This is a genomic window from Anabaena sp. PCC 7938 (assembly GCF_049315035.1).
In the GTDB taxonomy this organism is placed as follows: Bacteria; Cyanobacteriota; Cyanobacteriia; order Cyanobacteriales; family Nostocaceae; genus Anabaena; species Anabaena cylindrica.
This window is the reverse complement of sequence record NZ_CP186034.1, coordinates 4024369-4045446: the sequence shown is the minus strand read 5'-3', so window position 1 is coordinate 4045446 and position 21078 is coordinate 4024369. Positions and strand designations below refer to the sequence as shown.

The window sequence follows — 21078 nt, the reverse complement described above, 5'->3', positions numbered from 1 at the left end:
TATTTCATCAAATATTTTTCATGTATTATCAAATTGGCAATAGTCTTCAACAATAGCTTCTTTTGCTCTGTCCTCCAATATAGCAGCAATTCCTTTAGGGTCAAATCTACTATGAAAATTGTAAGTCTGTATCTTAGGAAGTTGTATTGGTCTATCTTCTGTTATGGAATTACGCCACAATTTCTTAAATTCATTCAGACGTTCTTGTGGCCAACCTACCCATAATAAATACTGAGTTAAAGGAACTACAGTTTCAGTCTGACACTCAATTGAGCATTGTCGATGATCAATTCCTTCAGAAGTTAAATCAAGGCTGAGAAAGTCACGAATTGTTTGTAAAGGACTAGGTAGAGAATTAGTAATTTGTTGAATATTTCCCTCTAAATATTGATGATTATTTCCATAAATGTATCTTACAAGCTTACGGGGTGTATTGAAGTCGCCTTTCAGACAATACTTAGGAAAATTAATTAGCTCACTACTCCAATTTTCACCATATTTCCTTGACGCTGCTGCTCCAGTATCATAAGGATAATAATAATTAATATGCTGTAACAGTTCTGGACTAAACATAAAAGCTATAGGTAACTCTCTGGGTTTTCCAGGTGAAGGACGATGAAATATTCCACCGTAGGAAAAATAAAGTAAATCTTTTTCAAAGACTTTACAATATTGAGGTTTTAAAGTCATTTTTTCTTCTGCGATCTGATTTAACCAATTAGCAGAAGTAAGATGGGCTATTGGTAAGGCTAATGGTAATTGATCATTATCCTCTAAGTTTTTTATTGCATCTTGAAGGCACATATAGTTTCGATGACCTTTATTGGTATTATCAGAATTTATGTTATCAGTCCTAGAAAAACAGACCGATTATTAAAACTATTCAGAAATTCAATGCCCCCATGTTTCAAGTTTGATGGCATTAGTCAACTATTACCTGTTGACTTTTGTTCTTTACGAAGTTCTGTCCAATTTTTATTTGTTTCTTCAAAAATAATTTGATATTGTTGATATAACTTATCTAGCTTTTCTTTATCAATGTTTTCCATCTCATCGGTGCATAAATATTCTAGGTTGTCTCGTAACTCATATAATTCGTTCAGAGTAGCAGTATATCTAATCCATAATCCTCTATGATTTAAAAATGTATCCCAAACAGTTAAAAATGTTGTCATGGCACTAAGACTAAAAGCTATGTTTTGAAAAATTAACTTGTTTGAGGTATTTAGTCCATTAATTCCTAATAAAATGGTTGTTAAAGATGCTATGGCTAATGAAATAAATTTAATTCTAATCGCTTTTTCCCTATTGTGAATACGTCTTTCTTTAAATGAATCTATTCTCTTATTTATTTTTTCTTCAAGAAATTTAATTTTTCTAGGAATTTCTTCATCTTTTTCTATGGCGGTAATTTTTAATTTGAGTTTTTGTGTACAATGGGTGATGAATGGTATAAGTTTTTTTGAGTTAGTGAATGTCAGTGTTATTATTAATTCTTCCGCACCATCAAAAGCTAGTTCCTGGAGAGTGCCATCATAATCAGCTACTAAATCTGAAATTTCACTGCTTATATCATCAGCATTCTGCATTGAATAACTAATTTGCACGTTAAATTTTTGCAATTTTTCTTGCATAACCTTAATAATCAATTGAATTGTTAATTTATACTGTGACGATGACGAGCTAGTAAATGGAAATTTATTTGTAAGAACTATAACTGTTGTCTGATAAAGCTTTTAGCCATACGCTTACACAGCAAGCCCTAAGTATAAAAATATTATACCTATTCTTAGCTGTAAAAGACAACGTCGAGCTTTAATGTATCAAAATTAACTTGACCATATTTTGTGTAAACTCGACCATTTTACTTTTTCATAACTGTTGCAAAGGTTTTTTTGCAACAGGTCTAATCTAAATCACTTTCTAAAACAGAAGCAAAAGCTTTTTTAGTATTCGTTTGAAATTCTGTCACATTGACTCGATTCAAAAACCAAATTGATACTAGCATTCCTACTGCTTCTAAAGCAAAAACTAATCCATAAGCCAAGACTAAGTTATCTGGTAGGAGTTTGCGTCCTATATCTAAAACAGTACCACCGATAACGACAGCTATTCCCCTAGATATAGACTGTGCTAACCCCCAAGCACCAATAAAAGTACCTGCGGCTTCTGCAACTGTTAAATCTAACATTAAACTAACTGCTGCTGTAGTTAAGAAACCCGTAGATAAACCAAAGATGACTAAACCAAATTTCAGAAAATTAGGATTAGCAGAAAAACCTGAAAAACCGAGTAATAAAGCCGAAAATGCTACTAAAATACAGCCTAATTTTATAGTTTTGCGCTTACCCAAACGTGGCACAATGAAAAAGCCTGTGACACCATAAGCAATTAAAATTCCTGTCCCATAAAAAACATTGAGTTTAGTGCTTTCAGCTAAAGGCATTTTAAACACTTCACCCGCATAAGGTTCTAAAATTGGATCTTGCATAAACAAGCTAATAGTCATCACCAATAAAAAAGTAAAAAATATCCCTGTTTGCGGACTAGCTGTTAATATTGACCAAGCTTTACCGATGCTAATATTATCTTCCCTGTTTCCTGGTGTGGAACGGTTGGAGAAACGGGAATATTTTTTTTCTACACCTACAGTCGCGACAATTGCTAAACAAAAAACTATTCCCGGAACAATCAAAAATAATCTATTAATTGCGGCTTGCAAAGTTTCTAAAGATGCACCTGCTGTTAATTGATTCAGCAAGCTAGAACTGATAATTGCCCCAACTATAATACCTACCATCAGCATTGACCAAACAATACCGACAATTTGGGAACGGTTATCTTCTTCTGAAATATCCACTAACAAAGCTGCAAATGTTGTACCACTGACACAAATCGCTAAACCATAGACAGCGAAAACTAGACCTAAAACTGCTGTCCAACCGATTGTTTGGGTAGTCCATACCCACGTAGCTGCACTACTAGCAGCATTTAACTGCCACATTACTTGTACTGCTAAAAAGGCTGCGATCGCAAATATTCCTGCTCCCACCCACACATAAGCTGTGCGATGATATCCCCATAATGGTTTGACATCGGACATTTGTCCAAACCAAATCCGCGTCGGAGAAACAAACGCCGGCATTGCTAACACCAGAGATACCAGCGTTGCAGGAATGGCTATTTCCTGAATCATGACTCGGTTGAGTACTCCCAGAGTCAAGATAGACATCATACTCAACCCCATTTGAAACAACCCTAGCCGAAACATAGTCAAAATATTGACCTTTGGTACAGCTAGGGATTCCTTTTTCGTGTCAAATGTATTACCTGCCATAGCTACTTTATTGTATGGTTTACTGATTTAACCTCTTATTAGATTAAGATAAACCGAAATTCACTATTATTTTATATTATTCTAAAAATTATTAAATTTAATAAAACTGAAACAGGAATAATAAGTATGGAAAATATCAAAATCCATAACGAAAATGTAAAAAATCTAAATTTCAAAAACGCAATTTCAGAGTTAATAATAATTTGAGTTGCAATATCCAAATATTCTTTTTTGTATGGTTGAGAAATTTTATTGTCACAATAAAGTTGATTCATGGCATCTAGTAACTCTATATTTTTATATTTCATTAAATGTCCATAATAATATAAATTATCCGTATTATTTTGTAAAGTTTTAAAATTTTTAGATGGTTTACCTTGCATCCATACAATATGTTCGAGATTAGTTTTTGGTAGGAAAGAAAATAAACAAACTAATGAACTAATGCTGAGAATAAATGTACTAGCTGGTAAAGATAATATTAATGATTTTGGAATATTAGATGCAGCACTAATATATGTGATTATAGCAGTAACACCTGCTCCTGAAAATGCCAGAAGAACAGCATTTTTGGCTTCTGCAAACTTAAGCCAATCAATTACTATTTCTAGAATTTTGAGTAATTTTTCTAAAATATCCATACGTTAATTAACAAATAATTTTTATTTTTCTAGCTTCAATTTTTGACATTACCACTTACTACAGTTGCTTTTTAACCAATTGTTCATTAAAAGGTTAATAACATTACCATGATAGCATCTTCTGTTTGAATTCCATTTCATTAGATTTTTGTAATCTTCATTAAGATTGTTATAAATAGCTTCTGATATCATTAACTCATCACTCCAAGCTTTATTTGCATTACTACATAAATTAGAAGCTGAATTAACTACATCTCCCATCCATACAACCTCATTAATACCACTTCCACTATAACCAGCTTTTATCATTAAAGCCCTACCATAATCCATACCAATACCAATTCTTATTGGGTGAAAATTTTTTTTAATTAATTTGCAATTAATAATATTAATTATTGATGATACAATAGCTGTTGTCTCGAAAACACTATTTATATTCGATTTATATGGTGTATCAAAAATTCCCCAAACGCAATCTCCTTGAACGTTAATTTCTGAGCAATTGGGATTACCATTCATGACTGCAACGACTTCAGAGATATAAGTTCTATACAATTTTGCTAATCTTGGTCTTCTATATTTTTCTGGTAATGATGAAGAGTCTCGAATATCAACAAAAAGTGCAGTACATTTTACATAAAACCCATTTGTAAAGGTTAACCTATCTCTTGAGGGAATTTCATTTACTTCTTCATATAACACATCGCTAGTGTCAAGTATTGCATCAATTCTTTCTCTACTCTTGTCAAAGTTATAGTTTATGTGATTGCTTTCCATTAAAAATTATCCATTATGATATTACAATTAATTCTTCGTCATAAAGGCAAAATACTGTTGTGTTATTTAGTTAAAAATTTTAAAATATCACGTGTAAATCTTAACATAATAAGTATAAAAATTGTCAAGCCCACATAGCCAAAAATTATTTTAAATTGCCACCAATAATCAAATACTTGTCTTAACTCAACTGAATCTTAAGTTTTTTAGATTGAGTTACTAATCATCAAAAGGTTAATAAAAGACGATAAACTAAATAAGTAAAGAAATGTAAATATAATCTATTTTAACAAAATGGAACCCATCACATTAGGTCAAAATGGCGTAACCGTTCCCCGCCTCTGTATAGGAACTTGGGCTTGGGGTGATCAACTTTTTTGGAATTATGGCAATGGTTACGGTGAAGAACAGTTACAAGCAGCTTTTACCGCAGCTTTAGATGCTGGTGTTACCTTCTTCGATACTGCGGAAGTTTACGGTTTCGGGCTTTCTGAAGAGTTTTTAGGAAAGTTCATGAAACAAGTATCCCAACCAGTACAAATTGCTACCAAATTTGGTCCTCTACCTTGGCGTTGGGATGGCAAATCTGTATCTGAGGCGTTAACAGCAAGTCTCAAACGTCTACAAGTTGAAAGAATTGAATTATACCAAGTTCATTGGCCATTTACTTTCTTTCTCAGTCAAGAAACTTTGATGAACACCTTAGCTGATGAAGTGAAGCAGGGCAGAATCGGTGCAGTAGGTGTTAGTAATTATTCTGCATCTCAAATGCGGGAAGCACATCAAATACTAGCCGCAAGGGGAGTACCCTTAGCTGTTAACCAAGTCCGTTATTCTTTACTCACACGACAAATTGAAACTAACGGTATTTTGCAAACCGCCCGTGAGTTAAATGTAATAATTTTAGCTTATAGTCCTTTGGCTCAAGGATTGCTTACAGGCAAATATACACCTTCTCAAAATCCTACAGGTGCAAGAAGCATAGACCCGCGATTTAGTCAAGATGGTTTAAATAAAATTGCCCCAGTTTTATCTTTACTACGAAAAATAGGTGAAAAATATGATCGTACCCCCGCCCAAGTAGCCCTTAACTGGTTAATTGCTCAGGGGAACGTGATTCCCATTGCTGGTGTTAAAAACGCCGAACAGGTAAAACAAAATGTTGGCGCTTTGGGTTGGAAAATGACTGATGATGAATTTGGCGAGTTAGATCGAATTACCCGCCTTTAAAGCAATTTTAGATTTTAGATTGGCAATTTTAGATTAGGAAAAACCATCACTTGAGAATTACATCAATGCCTTCATTCTCAATCCAAAATCTAAAATCCAAAATTGAATTGAGAAGTCTATTCTCTACCTGTATGTGAACCTAGTTTATGATTACTGGGTGCTGGGGAAGATTCACGGCGACCTGTGCGTAACTTCGGTTTGGAAGATCCTTGTCCTTCATCACCACCGTTATCTTTAGCCCAAGAAACACGATTGCGATCGCCACCATCACGACGCTTGTTGAGTTTGGGCTTGGAAGATGGTTCTTCTGGAACATCTACACCTGATTGTAACCACGCAGGACGGGTTTGATCATAAGCAATTTGCAGAGCCGCAGCTGCGATCGCTTGAGCATCATATTTCTCAATCAATTCGCTAATGATTGGTAAAAATGAAGCTAAACGTTCACCTGTTAAAGCTTCTCCTACCTGTTCTTGCAATTTTTGAATGTGTCTAGCTTCAATTTGCGCTCTTGTCGGAATCGTCAACACTTGCCAATTTTGGCGATTATGACGTTCAAATGCTTGTTGCTTACGGCGTTCAAAAGGTTGTACTAAAGAAATCGCAGTTCCTTCTTTCCCAGCGCGACCAGTCCGACCAATTCGGTGAACGTAGGTTTCGGCACTGTCGGGTAAATCAAAGTTGATGACATGAGAAAGTAGATCAACGTCTAAACCTCGTGCCGCAATATCGGTAGCTACTACCCAACGGACTTGACGATTGCGGAAACGGATCAACAATCTTTCCCGTGCTTGTTGAGACAAATCACCATGATATTCATCAACACTGTGACCAGCAGCTTGTAATTGATTAGTCAATTCTGCGGCTGTGCGTCTGGTGCGAACAAAGATTAAAGCTGTTTCTGGATCTTCCATTTCCAGAATTGGCTGTAAAGCCTTAGCTTTTGTCCAATGACGGGGAATCAGGTAAGCTACTTGATTGATTTTGTTGGGTGCAGCTTTTGGTTGCTCAACGGTGACAGTTGCCGGAGAGTTCAAAAACTTGTTGACCAAGGAGCGAATTGAGGGCGGCATTGTTGCCGAAAATAAAGCTGTTTGGCGTTCTTTGGGAGCCTGGGAGAGGATTTTGATGACATCATCAATAAAGCCCATGCTCAACATTTCGTCAGCTTCATCTAAAACAAACCACTGTACTTGGTCAAGTTTGAGACAGCCGCGATCTAACAAGTCGATCACCCGTCCGGGAGTACCGACAACCATGTGAACACCACGTTTGAGTTGTGACATTTGGCGGTCGATTGATTGACCACCGTAAATTGCCATGACTCGCAAGCCATCATCACCCATGAATTGGGAAATGGCATCATGAACTTGCATTGCTAATTCACGGGTAGGTGTTAACACTAAAGCTTGTACAGCCCGTTTGTTAACATCTAGTTGTTCTAAAATAGGCAACGAAAAGGCCGCTGTTTTACCGGTTCCTGTTTGTGATTGACCAACGACATCGCGACCTGCTAACAGTTGGGGAATAGCTTGGGCTTGAATATTCGTGGGTGTAGTAAAGCCCATTTTTTCTAGAATTGCTACACGTTCTTGGGAAATACCTAGTTCTTGAAAGGAAAGATTCATTAATTCTCCTAGATTTTATTGTGAGTTGTGGACTTGTAAACCGATACTTAGTTTGTAAATTAGGGCATGGGGCATAAGTCATGGCAACATCACCAATGACTAATGACTATTAACTATTAACAATTTGACCATAGAGGTCATAGGCATCGGCATTGTGGATCTTTACTGGCACGATGGTTCCTAGCCTAGACTCGCCTTTAACATAGACTTGGCCATCGACTTCTGGGGAAAATCTGCCGGAACGGCCGATTAATTCTCCACTTTCGGGGTTTTCTTGCTCAATCAGGACATCGACTATTTTGCCTACTTCCTGTTGATTTTTGTGGAAGGAAATGGGCTGCTGGAGTGCCATGAGTTGGTCACGGCGCTCTGCCATTACTTCTGCGGGAATTTGATTAGGCAATTTATAGGCTGGGGTTCCCTCTTCTGCTGAAAAGGTGAAGACACCAACGTGATCAAATTCGTGTCGCTCAGTAAACTCTAGTAGATGGTCAAATTGCTCTTGTGTTTCTCCAGGGAAACCAACAATAAAGGTTGTTCGCAGTACTGAAGATGGTAACGCTGTTTTGATGCGATCAATAATGCCATCATTTACCCGTCCTTGCCAAGGACGGTTCATAGAGCGAAGCATCTCTGGATGAGAATGTTGCAAGGGCAAATCTAAATAAGGCAGAACATTAGGCGTTTCTTGAATTGCCGCTATTACGTCTGGGGTAAGTCCGGTGGGATAGGCATAGTGCATTCTGATCCACGGTACATCTACTTTCCCTAAAGCGCGGAGTAATTCCGCTAACTTTGGCTGGCCGTAAATATCCAAACCATAATTGGTGGTGATTTGGGATATCAGAATTATTTCTTTGACCCCTTGGTTAGCCAATTGCTTGGCTTCGGCGACTATGGATTCTATAGTACGCGATCGCTGGTTCCCTCTTAAATAAGGAATAATACAAAATGCACAACGATAATCGCATCCTTCGGCAACTCTCAGGTAAGCGACTCCTTCAGTTGTCGTTCGATAGCGGGGTGTCGTTTCATCAGCTATGTAGGTGGGTTCGGCGCTAATTAGTTTAACCCGTTCCCCTTGTTCTACCCGTTCTATGACATTGACAATTTTGTGATAATCACCTGTGCCAACCACGGCTACTGCTTCTGGCAACTCTTCCAATAATTGTTCTTGAAAGTGTTGCGCCATGCAACCAGTAATAACGACTTTTTTATTTGCTTCCGCCAATTCTACTAAAGTTCTTACTGACTCTTCTCTGGCAGCTTCAATAAAACTACAGGTATTGACAATAACATAATCAGCTAACTCTTCATTTGTATCTACACTATAGCCTGCTTCTACCAGCAGCCCTAGCATATGTTCTGTATCAATTCGGTTTTTCTCACATCCTAGGTGAGAAATAGCAATTGTCGGCTTTTCACCCATATTTTGAAAAAATCTTCACTTTTTTTTCTCGTTCAATCACAACATTAAAAACAGTAGTTGGGTGCTTTTTCCCGCACCCTAATCAGGACATAGTAGTAACAAATTGCCACTGCTAATCAATACCCGTGGACGTTTGACCCTAATCAGTATTGATATAGAGGCCATGCTATGATATTTTTATTAATCTGTTCCCCAGGGTAAATTGAAGTGTCTTTGGGTACTTATGACACTCTTAATCTTTTTTAACGATTCGCTTATTGGTATTTTACACTACCCCAGCGTGTGCGTTGTTAGTTTACCCATCGGGAAGCCGCCCAAAGGGCTGTTTTTGAGAAGTCGCTACCCTCAGGGAAATCGCACTTGCGACTACGCCTATCAAGCAGTAATGCTACCCCATACCTCAGACTGGGCCGGCGACGATGCGCGGGCGGTATGCCTAAACTATCGGGAAGCTGCCTTGTGTCTTGTGAGTGGCAAACTCCTCTTATAGCCAGATTTTATCTTAACATATCTTATGGAAGGTTCAACGCCGATTTCCATCTTCAGAAGGACGCAATAAAGCATGAATAATCAAACAAAGTGACTAGTTTAATTAAAAGTCAAGATTTCGCTCAAGAATGAAGCATAAAGGCAGAAATGCCCTCAATCATCAGAGGATAGGGTGATAAAATCGCCAAAAACCAATTAAAAACAGACTAGGGACGTGGTAGATCCAAAAATTATTCTTGTCTTTTCATCCTTCTTAAACAAAAAATTCTCAACTCTGGACAATGCCCTAGCAAATTAAAGACGTGGACTTATATCAGCTATTCAAAACTCGAACACCAATTATTGGCGTGGTTCACCTGCTACCGCTGCCTACTTCACCACGTTGGGGAGGTAGTCTTAAAGCGGTAATTGACCGCGCAGAACAAGAAGCAACAGCCCTGGCTAGTGGCGGGGTAGACAGTATTATTGTAGAAAATTTCTTCGATGCACCGTTTACTAAAAATCAAGTTGATCCAGCAGTTGTTAGTGCGATGACTGTGGTGGTACAGCGCATACAGAATTTAGTAACTTTGCCTATAGGTTTAAATGTTTTGCGAAATGATGGCAAAAGTGCAATGGCGATCGCTAGTTGTGTAAAAGCCCAATTTATTAGAGTCAATGTCCTGACTGGAGTTATGGCTACTGACCAAGGATTAATTGAAGGTGAAGCCCATCAATTACTGCGCTATCGACGAGAACTAGGCTCGGATGTGAAAATCCTGGCTGATGTCTTAGTCAAACACGCCCGTCCTTTGAGTTCACCCAATCTCACAGTTGCTGTCAAAGACACAATAGAAAGAGGATTGGCAGATGGGGTAATTTTATCAGGCTGGGCAACTGGTAGCCCTCCTAATCTAGAAGATTTGGAACTTGCTTGTGGTGCGGCGGCTGGTACACCAGTGTTCATTGGGAGCGGAGCTAATTGGGAAAATATTGATACCCTGATGCAAGCAGCAAATGGTGTGATTGTTTCTAGTTCTCTCAAACGCCACGGTCAAATTTCGCAACCGATTGACCCAATTCGCGTCAGTCAATTTGTAGAAGCTGCTCACCGCAGTTGGAACTCCAAAGGTGAAAGTAAATCCATTTCTTCAGTGAAATTACATTCGTAATTCGTAATTCGTAATTCGTAATTCGTAATTACAATTCTCCTGACCCCTGACTAAATAATTATGATTCGCCGTCGTTCTACTCCTTGGATTCATAAATGGTCGCGTCCATTAATTGGGGCGATCGCTGGCTGTGGTGTCCTCATCACAGGTTATCTCACCTTTGAAAAGCTGACCGGCAGAAGTGCTGCTTGCGTAGCCGAAGTTGGTACTAAGGGCTGTAATGATGTCCTTTCTAGTCCTTGGGCAACAGTTTTTGGTCAGCCATTAGCTTTGTTTGGGCTTTTAGCCTACATCAGTATGCTGATATTTGCTCTTGCTCCCTTAGCATTAAACTCAGGGGAAAACAACAAAAGCAGTAAACAACTGGAAAATCTGACTTGGTGGTTGCTATTAATGGGTGCGATCGCAATGTCAGTGTTCAGTGGTTACTTAATGTACATACTGGCATCCCAAATCAAAGCCTTATGTCCTTACTGTATCGGCTCGGCTTTATTTTCCCTGAGTATGTTAGTAATAACCATCATCGGTCGTGACTGGGAAGATATTGGGCAAATATTTTTCACGGCCATTATTATCGGGATGATGACGCTAATTGGCACTTTAGGCATCTATGCTGGAGTGAATCCATCTGGTGACATCGCTGAATCTACTTCTGGCAAACCTCAGCAAATTACATTCACTCCCACAGCAGAACCTAATCCCGAATTTGGCTGGAAAATTACTACCAAATCTGGAGAATCAGAAATTGCCTTAGCAGAGCATCTTGTTAAAATTGGGGCTAAAGAATACAGCGCTTATTGGTGTCCCCACTGTCATGAACAGAAGTTACTTTTTGGACAAGAAGCTGAAAAAATTATCGACGATAATATTAAGGTAGAGTGTGCTAATGACAGCCCCAAAGCAAAGCTAGACCTATGTCAAGCTGCCAAAATTCAAAGTTTCCCCACTTGGATCATCAATGGTAAAACCTATACTGGTGTTCAGAACCTAGACGAACTAGCAAAGATTACTGATTACAAAGGTTCTCGAAACTTTAAGTATTTTAGATAAATTACTTGTAGCCAGTTCTTGACTATTACAGGAGCATCCCACCGCCAATAAATTACATTATCCCTAGCTTGGCTCATAAATTCAGCTAGGGATTTAACATATACTTTATATTCCACACTCAGCCGGACTAATACCATTTCATGAAAAGCCTGATACAAATCATTGGTATTTAATTCTTTCCCTCTGCCCCCTGCTGCCTATTTTTATCAACTTTAAAGTGAAACAGTATTAGTCCGGCTGCTAATTCTCGCTTTCCACAATCCCACGAGGTTTTTATGAATCAGCAGTTAAGCAGTCATCTTGTGAGACTTGTATTTGAGGTTAAACAAGTTCTTAATCAAGGACGCAGAGAATTGATGATTGCTTCGTGGATTGCTATTTGTGTCATGATTTTGCGTTCTGTAGGTTTATTACAGTCTTTAGAGCTAGATACTTTAGATAAATTTTTTCGCTTACGTCCCTATGAATTGCCAGATGAACGCATCACTATAGTAGCAATTGATGAAACTTCTGTACGTCAAGTAGGTTCTTGGCCAATTCCCGATGAGATCATTGCCCAGGTTTTGTTTAAGTTAAAAGAGTACAAACCCCGTGCAATTGGCTTAGATATTTATAGAGATTTGGCTGTAAAGTCTGGTTACAAAAAACTAGAAAATGCTTATAAAAGCATACCAAATTTGATTGGTATTCAACTATTGGCACATAACAAAAAACAAAGTGTTTTACCTCCATCAATACTGAATGAGCGAAACCAAGTAGGGTTTAATAATATACTCTATGATCCTGATGGTAAAGTTCGCCGTAGCTTGTTATATTCGCACGTTAATAATCAAGCCCATGAAAGTTTTGCTCTCAAGTTAGCGCTACTATATTTAAAGTCAGAGGGAATAACACCTCAAACAGCCAAAGGAAATCATCAATATTTACAGTTAGGTAAGGCTGTTTTCACTCGGTTTGAGAGTAACAATGGTGGTTATGTGGGTGCTGATGCTAGAGGCTACCAAATTTTATCTAATTTTCCTAAACCCCGTTGTCATAATGTATCTGTTGGACTTTGTAATTATCGTCATATTTCTTTGACGGATGTATTAGCTGGGAGAATTCCAGAGGATTGGATTCGCGATCGCATTATCCTGATTGGTTCTACTGCACCCAGTCTCCAGGATTTTGTGTTTATTCCTTACTCTAGCCATCTCATGGATACAAGTGCGGCACAACCGATAGCTGGTGTCCAACTGCAAGCTTATTTTATCAATGAATTAATTTCTGCTGCTCTGCAAGGACGACCATTACTCAAAGTCTGTCCTGATTATATAGAAAATTTGTGGATTTTTATTTGGTCTTTGATCGGAATGCTTATCATCTGGCAAATCCGCCAACCAAAAAAGAGTGTATTCATATTTTTACTATCTGGGTTTGCTTTAAATCTAACTGTTTATCTGGCTTTTTTAAGTGGTTGGTGGATACCCATTATTCCAGCATGGTTGACTTTTAGCAGTTCAGCTATTGCTATGATTTTTCACATTAATTATATACAACAAGAATTAAAACGTTCTAAAGAGTTTTTGCATCAAATTATCAATGCAATTCCTGATCCTATTTTTGTGAAAAATCAACAACATCAGTTGATTGTTTTAAACGAAGCCTATTGTCGATTTATTGGTTATTCATATAATTTATTAATAGAAAAGTTAGATTATAACTTTTTTCCTCAACATGAAGCTGATATATTTCGCAAGCAAGATGATATTGTGTTTCAGACTCAGCAACCCCAGGAACATGAAGAAGAATTGACTAATGCTAATGGTAAGACTTACTTGATTGCTACTAAGCGATCCCTGCACAAAGACGCTGCTGGTAATTTCTTTTTAGTTGGAATTATTAGAGATATCACTCAAAGTAAAAAAATTGAAGAACAACTTAAACGCACTGCTGCTGATTTGTCCCATTCCAATTATGCTTTAAAACTTCAAGAAAATCATTTGCGTCAATTAGCTTACCATGATTCTCTAACTGGTCTATCTAATCGTAAATTTTTTCTGGAACAACTTGATGAATCGCTAAATTGGTCACAAACTAATCATCTCATGTTAGGATTGCTGTTTATTGATTTAGATGGCTTTAAGGAGGTAAATGATACATTGGGTCATGAAATCGGCGATCGCTTGTTGGTAATTATTGCCCAACGTCTAAATAGTTCATTACGCACGAGTGATACAGTTTCTCGTTTGGGTGGTGATGAATTTACTGTGATTTTACGCGCTATTTCTAACTTCCAAATAGCTGCGAAGGTGGCTGAAAAGCTTTTAAGTGTGATAACTGAGCCAATTGTTCTAGATGGGCATACTACCACAGTTTCTGCCAGTATTGGCATCAGTATCTACCCAACTAACAGCCAAAATAGTGAAGATTTGATTAAGCAAGCAGATACAGCAATGTACCAGGCTAAACATCTTGGTAAAAATCGTTACGAGTTTACTGAAACAGTTATGAATGCTGAGTAAAAAATTAAATGCACTCAATTTTGTTAGAATTAAGCACGAATTTAAGTTTTATACTTTTGTAAATTAATAATTTAAGTAACAACTAATAATATTTTCTAACTTCTTGTAAGTTTTGATGGAGTAGTTTGAGTGTTTCCACAGAAAAAAGTTAAGCTTTGGTTAAAAATAAACCAAATGCTTAATTTATGCCTAAATAATATGGGGAATATCCATCTCTGGAGCGATGATTCAAATATCATATAAGGAATATTTCTTAATTGAGAGTATGTTATTCAACAACAATATTTCCAAAGCTGAGGAGAAAGCTAATTTTCAGTTCAGTAGTGAATTGCTAACAATAACTAACTATAAAAAGCTTTGATTTTGTCCGAATAACCCACTCAGTCTACAGTAGACACCGAAAAGAGGCAGAATGCATTTATATGCTAGTCAGTAAGATAAAGTGCTTTGAGACTAATTTAAAAATCACAAGTATTGTGGTCTTATGTATAGTCAGTGCTGTCATACTAATACCCAATATGACAGAGGTGAAAAAAATCTTTCATAGCTTTATTGTTCATGATTTTAGTGACACAGAAAGCCCACGCACCAAAACTCAAGGAGCGAATGAGTTTGCTCTAGACATAGATATGTATAGTCCACCAGACTATGGTGCGCCTGACAGTCAACATGGTAGCGGGACGCGTTAAAATGAGTTAATATTCTACCTTGTAGAAAAAAGAGTATGTAAAATCTAGATGATATCTTAGTGAGATTTCCACCAACTACGATTCTGCACAATTGTGTGAACTTGCCAATTTAGATTTGGTTGGGGATAATCTAGACGGTAGTGTCCACCCCTGCTTTCGGTTCTAAAAGCGGCACTTTTGAGAATTAGGTAAGCTACATCTAACAAATTGCGTGTTTCTGCCCAAAGTCGCAATTGCTGATCAATATTCGGGAGATTGAAATTGGCTGATTCTGTGGGGCGTAAACTTTGCAAGAATTGACTCAAAGGTAAGTTAGTGAAATCTTGTTGCCAAGACTCAATTGTAGCGATCGCACTTTCTAAACCAGATTCTTCTCGACAAATGCCCGCACTTTGCCAAACTAAACGCGGTAGTTTTTCTCTTATTGCTGCTAGATATTCCTGTTGATTTTGCCACTCGCTGGCAGAAAAAACACAAGATAATGGATTCGATATAGATTCCGCTGGGATTTGATTTGCGCTTAATAATTCATTTTCAACATCGGCCATCTGCGCCCCAAAAACAATACATTCCAACAGAGAATTACTCGCAAGGCGATTAGCTCCATGCACTCCAGTACTAGCAGTTTCGCCCACAGCGTACAAACCAGGGATATTGGTACGATTCATCAAATCTGTCAAAATACCACCCATCCAGTAATGAGCAGCAGGGGCTACAGGAACAGGTTCATTAAAGACATCAATACCCGAATGCTGACAAACTTGAATAATGTTGGGAAACCGATGGCGAATTTTTTCCGGGGGAATGGAGCGCATATCTAACCAGACATGGGCTGTGGCTAGATCAACGGCTGTATTTTGCAAATGACTGAAAATAGCTCTACTCACCACATCTCGCGGTGCAAGTTCTCCGGCTGGATGGTAGTCAAAAGCAAAACGTCGCCCTTCATTATCAATTAGATGCGCTCCTTCACCGCGTACAGCTTCGCTAATCAAAAAGCGTCCTGGTTTAGTGAGCGCAGTGGGATGAAATTGGACAAATTCTAAATCTCTAAGGATAGCACCAGCCCGCCAAGCGATCGCTACACCATCACCTGTACTGACGGCTGGATTAGTGGTTTGGGCAAATACTTGACCGCCGCCACCTGTAGCTAAAACTACAGCACCAGCCCTGACCCATGTAACTTGTCCTTGATAAAACAGACTAATTCCCTGACAGCGACCTGTTTCTGGCTCTATCCATAAGCTCAGAGCTAGGGCTTGCTGGATAATTTGGATATTGTGGCGGTGTAGTACTTGGGCTGCAAGAGTGGTAGTTACTTCCCTACCTGTAGTATCTGCGGCGTGAAGAACACGAGGACGAGAATGAGCTGCTTCTAGGGTGAAAGCTAAGGAACTACCATGACGGTCAAAGGCTACACCCAAGTTAACTAATGATTCAATACAGCTAGGAGCATTTTCAGCTAAAAATTCTACAGCTTCGATATCACATAAACCTGCTCCTGCTTTCAATGTGTCTTCAATGTGCAGCTGGGGAGAATCTTCTGGGGATACGGCTGCGGCAATGCCACCTTGGGCCCAATCACTGGCTGATAAGGTAACTGTTTCTTTAGTAATCAAGCCGACTCGTAAGGAATCTGGTAGACACAATGCGGTGTATAGTCCAGCAGCACCTGCACCGACTACTAAAACATCAAATTGGCTAGGAATATCTATTTGAGACATTAGGTAATGGTTAATGGGTAAGGGGTAGTGGGTAATGGGTAATGGATAATGGTAATGGAAAAAAGTATCTAAATCATTTTCCTCAGTCCCCAGTCCCCAATTCCCAATTCCCAGTCCCCAATCCCATTTAGTTATCTATAAATACCGTTGTTAATGCGATCGTCTCCTTCATTGAAGTTAGGCTCGTATTCGGTGACGGTAAAGTTATCAAAATTGGCTTGCAGTCTGGATTTTTGACTCTCGCTCAATCCTGGTAGATTCAATACATCCTCTACTTTTTGGTAGGGAGCATTGCTGATAATTTTCTTGGCCAGAGTGGGATATAACCCCGGATATTGTTGGAAAGCGGCAATATTGGTATTATTCAAATCAATTTTTTTACCAAATTCCGTTCCTAGCTTGGCATCTGCCCGATTTTGACGTGAAATTGCCAAAACTGGGACTTGAAACAAAGTAACATTGCTAAAACTTGCAGCTTGGGCGATTTGAGTAGTTCCCAATAATCCCCAACTGCCTAGCAACAGGCTAAACACTGTTAATAAACGTACTAATCCTTTCACCATTTTCTACCTCTTTCCATCAAACATAAATCAACGCTTTTAGCTAGAAGCCGTCAACTGTGGGCTAAAGTTCAGAGGTATGGAGTACAAATTCAACCCCGCTGGTGACTCTGGAGGCTGATCGGGTACTTATTTGTTCTGACCTCATCCTTTGGTTGATAGCTGATAGCTAAATCAACACACAGCAGTCATCAGAAACTAATATACAGCTTAGTGAAGTACCCATCGCTGATTCGGAATACTAACCTGCCGATATAATGGATAACTTCTGTGCAAATTTAGTTAATATCCACAAATTTACGGCTCTGGGGTTTGAATTTTACAAATTTATCTGTAATTTTTATGTTGTGCGTTTCTTAAAGTTTGTTTGATAAATTTAGGCGAAAACCGCTGCTAATAAAAACAGACTATCTACTAAGATTGTACTCAAAACTGCTCCACTAAAGGCGTACCAGTGCCATTGTGTTTTACCCAAAGAGACAATTCCGACTGTTAACAACGCTAGGGCGAGAATGATTGCCCAGGTTTCTCCCCAAGGCGTTAGGACTTGTGCTAAAGCATTTTTTAAGATTTGTGAAGCTCCAGCGGTATCTGTTCTCATAATTTGTCGCCAATAGGGCATTAAATCCACTAAATAAAAATACACGTCGGTTAAAACTGTGCCGAATAGAGAACCTAAATAAAACCAGTTCCCGACTTTGCCCCAATTTCGCCACAAACACCAGATAGCAAAGGGTAGTCCGATAGATTCTATGGGTAAGTGCCATAGGGGTTCCCACCGTAACCAGCCCCAGTAAATTGCTCCTGTTAACCAACTCCAGCTAAATCCTAGGAGTAAATCCCCCCAAATGTAGGTTTGCGGACGTGACATTAATGTCAAACTCAGCCAAACCCAAAATCCTGTCATTACTAAACTAACGTTGGGGAGCGATCGCACTAACGGCGCTTCTATAAATACAGGTACTGTTACCAAAAACATCGCTGCTGCAAACACTAGCCAAGTTTGCTTCCTAGAGATGGCAGCGGGAAAAGAAGCCGATAACGATAGAGTAGACTCTAGCTCCTTGATTCCCCCGTACCCGGTGTCAGTGGTGTGCAAATCAGTATTATTAGTGGTGTAAGAGGACAATGTATTATTAATCAAAATTTTTAATATTTGTTACTAAACTTTACTTATCATAAAGTATCATACTCTAAAATCCCCCTGGGGGGCATCTTGATTATACTTTAAATTTGTTCATCTCTAAGGATGTTGCCCGGAATAAATGACGAGAAGCAGGTAAAGTTGGATAATTTTCTCAAGTTATTTATTCATTTTGGGAGCATGGTAAATGGCGATAATCTTGGCAACAGACAGTATAGACTTACTATTCCCTGTATGGTGGCAAATTTTACAAGTAGAAGTACCTAGTGAAGCGGCAACTAATGGAGTCAACCTTGTTCAAGGACTAATGCAAGCATTCATTCTCGGTATTGTGCAAGGTATTACCGAGTTTTTACCGATTAGTAGCACCGCACATCTATTAATTGTCACCAAAGTATTTGCTTGGAAAGAACTAGGTTCTAAAGATTTTGTTGATGCCATTCAATTTGGTAGTGTTATCGCAATTTTATGGTATTTTTGGAAGCTGATTTCTAGTATTCTTAAAGGTGCAATCAAAACACTCAAGGATAAAGACTGGGAACGGGAAGAATGGAAAATTACTGTAGGTATTGCAGTTGGAACAATGCCGGCATTAACTATTGGCTTTCTTTTAAAAGACGTTTTACCTGATAGTGCATTAATTATTGCTATAATGTCAGTCGTCATGGCGATTTTACTAGGTTTAGCCGAAAAAATTGGCACTCGCAAGCGAGGATTTGATTCATTACAAATTAGAGATGGTATTTTAGTAGGGTTAGGACAAACTCTAGCTTTAATTCCCGGCGTTTCTCGTTCTGGTTCTACATTGACAACTGCCTTATTTTTAGGCTTAGAGAGAGAAACAGCAGCAAAGTTTTCATTTTTGTTAGGATTTCCCACCCTGACAATTGCCACCCTTTATAAAAGTCTGAAAATATTTAAGCTATTTCAAGCTCAAGAGTTGCCAAATAACATTGTTTTACTGTTAATTGTCGGGATTATTTCAACCTTTATCTTTTCCTACCTATCAATTGCATTTCTAATCCGGTATTTACAAACCAAAAACACAATGGTTTTCGTCTGGTACAGATTAGCCTTCGGTATTTCTATCTTATTAGCGATCGCATTTGGCTGGCAAGGATAGGAGATAGGAGACAGGAGGCAGGGAGCAGGGGGAAGGACAATTACCAATTACCAATTACCAATCACCAATCACCAATGACTACCATTCATCCTGCCAAAATTACCAAGGTGCTGACCGAATCAATAGCTGCCGAAATTGGCTTTGAAGCGGGTGATGCGATTGTTGCTATTAATGGAACACAACCCCGTGACTTAATTGATTATCAATTTTTATGTGCTGATGAAGTTTTAGAACTAGAAGTTTTAGATACTGCTGGCAAAACCCATCATATTGAAATTGAAAAAGATTATGATGATGACTTAGGACTAGAATTTGAAACCGCTTTATTTGATGGTTTAATTCAGTGTAATAATCGTTGTCCTTTTTGCTTTATTGACCAACAACCACCAGGTAAACGTTCTAGTTTGTACTTCAAAGACGATGATTATAGGCTGAGTTTTTTGTATGGTTCTTATCTAACTCTGACAAATTTATCAGAAAAAGAATGGCAACGTATTGAACAAATGCGTTTATCTCCTTTATATGTTTCTGTTCATGCCACAGAACCAGAAATCAGAACTAGGCTGTTAAAAAATAATCGTGCAGGGCAGATTTTAAAACAACTCAAATGGTTTCAAGAAAGACGATTACAAATTCATGCTCAAGTAGTGGTTTGTCCGGGGATCAATGATGGTAAACACCTAGAACAAACATTGAGAGATTTAACATCTTTTCATACCGGAGAAATACCTGCGGTAGCATCAATAGCAGTTGTTCCCGTCGGTTTAACCAGATTTCGTCCCCAAGAAGATGAGCTTGTACCCGTGACGCAAGAAAAAGCGCGAGAACGTAATTTCTCAAGTTAAATCACTCTCTCACGAATTTCGGAAAAAATTTGGTTCTAGTGTGGCTTGGTTAGCAGATGAATGGTTTTTGATTGCTGGTGAAGAATTGCCTAGCGAAGCTGAATATGAGGAATATCCTCAAATTGATAATGGTGTTGGTTCTATTCGGTTATTTATCAAGCAATTTACCCAAGCTGCTCATGAATTACTACCATTAAAAGTATCCCCCCAAAAAAAATTAACTTGGGTTGTTGGTAATGCTGTGGAACAGGCATTTAAACCTATCGTCAAACAATTAAATGCTGTGGAAGGTTTAGAGATAAATATGAAAGCGTTATGTAGCGATTACTGGGGGCAAAGTATCAGCGTTACGGGATTATTAACCGGACATGATTTACTTTTGAAATTAAATGGGCAAGATTTAGGTGAAGGTATTTTGCTGCCTAGCGTTATGCTCAAACATGGAGAATTAATATTTTTAGATGATGTCAGTGTTGAGAATGTAGCCAATCAACTGAATACAAAAATATTCCCAGTAGCGGGTGTTGAAGATTTAATCAATACCTGTATTTCCTAATGATTCGAGGCTGCCAATTTAAAAAATATCGAATTTGTAGGGTGCGTTAGGCTTCTTTAACACACCAATAATCACAGAAACAGAGAACTTCCAATTTAAAAAATATCAAATTTGTAGGGTGCGTTAGGCTTCTTTAACGCACCAATAATCACAGGAACGGTGTGTTAAGCTGTCGCTAACACACCCTACGAACTACGAACT

Annotated in this window: 16 protein-coding genes and 1 pseudogene; 7 read left to right on the top strand and 10 right to left on the bottom strand. The window is 38.3% G+C overall.

From position 1 onward, the window contains the following. Positions 1-18: 18 nt before the first annotated feature. The 5 genes from ACOWPH_RS18480 to ACOWPH_RS18460 form a co-directional block, all read right to left on the bottom strand. Positions 19-804 (bottom strand): hypothetical protein, encoded by a 786-nt coding sequence (locus ACOWPH_RS18480; protein ID WP_015216847.1) that lies wholly within the window; start codon positions 802-804, stop codon positions 19-21. A gap of 122 nt (positions 805-926) precedes the next feature. After that, positions 927-1634, bottom strand: a complete 708-nt coding sequence (locus tag ACOWPH_RS18475; RefSeq protein ID WP_015216846.1) for an SLATT domain-containing protein — start codon at positions 1632-1634, stop codon at positions 927-929. 272 nt (positions 1635-1906) lie between these two features. Further along, complete coding sequence (locus tag ACOWPH_RS18470) at positions 1907-3337, bottom strand: BCD family MFS transporter (protein ID WP_015216845.1); 1431 nt, start codon at positions 3335-3337, stop codon at positions 1907-1909. 71 nt (positions 3338-3408) lie between these two features. Further along, positions 3409-3978, bottom strand: a complete 570-nt coding sequence (locus tag ACOWPH_RS18465) for a hypothetical protein (RefSeq protein ID WP_015216844.1) — start codon at positions 3976-3978, stop codon at positions 3409-3411. Positions 3979-4026: 48 nt separating this feature from the next. Then, positions 4027-4755 (bottom strand): adenylate/guanylate cyclase domain-containing protein, encoded by a 729-nt coding sequence (locus tag ACOWPH_RS18460; RefSeq protein WP_015216843.1) that lies wholly within the window; start codon positions 4753-4755, stop codon positions 4027-4029. Between the two features lie 294 nt (positions 4756-5049). Between ACOWPH_RS18460 and ACOWPH_RS18455 the strand changes: the two genes are divergently transcribed. Beyond that, positions 5050-5985 carry an aldo/keto reductase gene (locus ACOWPH_RS18455; protein WP_015216842.1) on the top strand — a complete coding sequence of 312 codons (936 nt, stop codon included), beginning with the start codon at positions 5050-5052 and terminating at the stop codon, positions 5983-5985. Positions 5986-6101: 116 nt separating this feature from the next. Here ACOWPH_RS18455 and ACOWPH_RS18450 read toward each other — a convergent pair whose 3' ends face one another. Then, on the bottom strand, positions 6102-7613 hold the full coding sequence (locus ACOWPH_RS18450) for a DEAD/DEAH box helicase (RefSeq protein WP_015216841.1): 1512 nt from the start codon (positions 7611-7613) through the stop codon (positions 6102-6104). A gap of 109 nt (positions 7614-7722) precedes the next feature. After that, complete coding sequence (rimO, locus tag ACOWPH_RS18445; protein ID WP_015216840.1) at positions 7723-9042, bottom strand: 30S ribosomal protein S12 methylthiotransferase RimO; 1320 nt, start codon at positions 9040-9042, stop codon at positions 7723-7725. A 791-nt stretch (positions 9043-9833) separates the two neighbouring features. Between rimO and btpA the strand changes: the two genes are divergently transcribed. From btpA to ACOWPH_RS18425, 4 genes are all read left to right on the top strand, one after another. Continuing rightward, positions 9834-10682, top strand: a complete 849-nt coding sequence (btpA, locus tag ACOWPH_RS18440) for a photosystem I biogenesis protein BtpA (RefSeq protein WP_015216839.1) — start codon at positions 9834-9836, stop codon at positions 10680-10682. 60 nt (positions 10683-10742) lie between these two features. Then, positions 10743-11732 carry a vitamin K epoxide reductase family protein gene (locus ACOWPH_RS18435; protein ID WP_015216838.1) on the top strand — a complete coding sequence of 330 codons (990 nt, stop codon included), beginning with the start codon at positions 10743-10745 and terminating at the stop codon, positions 11730-11732. A 275-nt stretch (positions 11733-12007) separates the two neighbouring features. Further along, positions 12008-14236 carry a CHASE2 domain-containing protein gene (locus ACOWPH_RS18430; RefSeq protein WP_015216837.1) on the top strand — a complete coding sequence of 743 codons (2229 nt, stop codon included), beginning with the start codon at positions 12008-12010 and terminating at the stop codon, positions 14234-14236. A gap of 518 nt (positions 14237-14754) precedes the next feature. After that, positions 14755-14925 carry a hypothetical protein gene (locus ACOWPH_RS18425; RefSeq protein WP_171815815.1) on the top strand — a complete coding sequence of 57 codons (171 nt, stop codon included), beginning with the start codon at positions 14755-14757 and terminating at the stop codon, positions 14923-14925. A gap of 56 nt (positions 14926-14981) precedes the next feature. Here the strand turns inward: ACOWPH_RS18425 and nadB are convergent, their stop codons facing one another. The 3 genes from nadB to ACOWPH_RS18410 form a co-directional block, all read right to left on the bottom strand. After that, entirely contained in the window at positions 14982-16649 is a 1668-nt protein-coding gene (nadB, locus tag ACOWPH_RS18420; RefSeq protein WP_015216835.1) for an L-aspartate oxidase, read from the bottom strand. A gap of 131 nt (positions 16650-16780) precedes the next feature. Then, entirely contained in the window at positions 16781-17209 is a 429-nt protein-coding gene (psbU, locus tag ACOWPH_RS18415) for a photosystem II complex extrinsic protein PsbU (RefSeq protein ID WP_042466168.1), read from the bottom strand. 376 nt (positions 17210-17585) lie between these two features. Further along, positions 17586-18353: a DUF3120 domain-containing protein gene (locus ACOWPH_RS18410; protein WP_015216833.1), complete on the bottom strand. Its 768-nt coding sequence runs from the start codon at positions 18351-18353 to the stop codon at positions 17586-17588. 187 nt (positions 18354-18540) lie between these two features. Between ACOWPH_RS18410 and ACOWPH_RS18405 the strand changes: the two genes are divergently transcribed. Further along, on the top strand, positions 18541-19476 hold the full coding sequence (locus ACOWPH_RS18405) for an undecaprenyl-diphosphate phosphatase (protein WP_015216832.1): 936 nt from the start codon (positions 18541-18543) through the stop codon (positions 19474-19476). 74 nt (positions 19477-19550) lie between these two features. Then, positions 19551-20877 (top strand): annotated as a pseudogene (locus ACOWPH_RS18400) (TIGR03279 family radical SAM protein). The last annotated feature ends 201 nt before the right edge of the window (positions 20878-21078 follow it).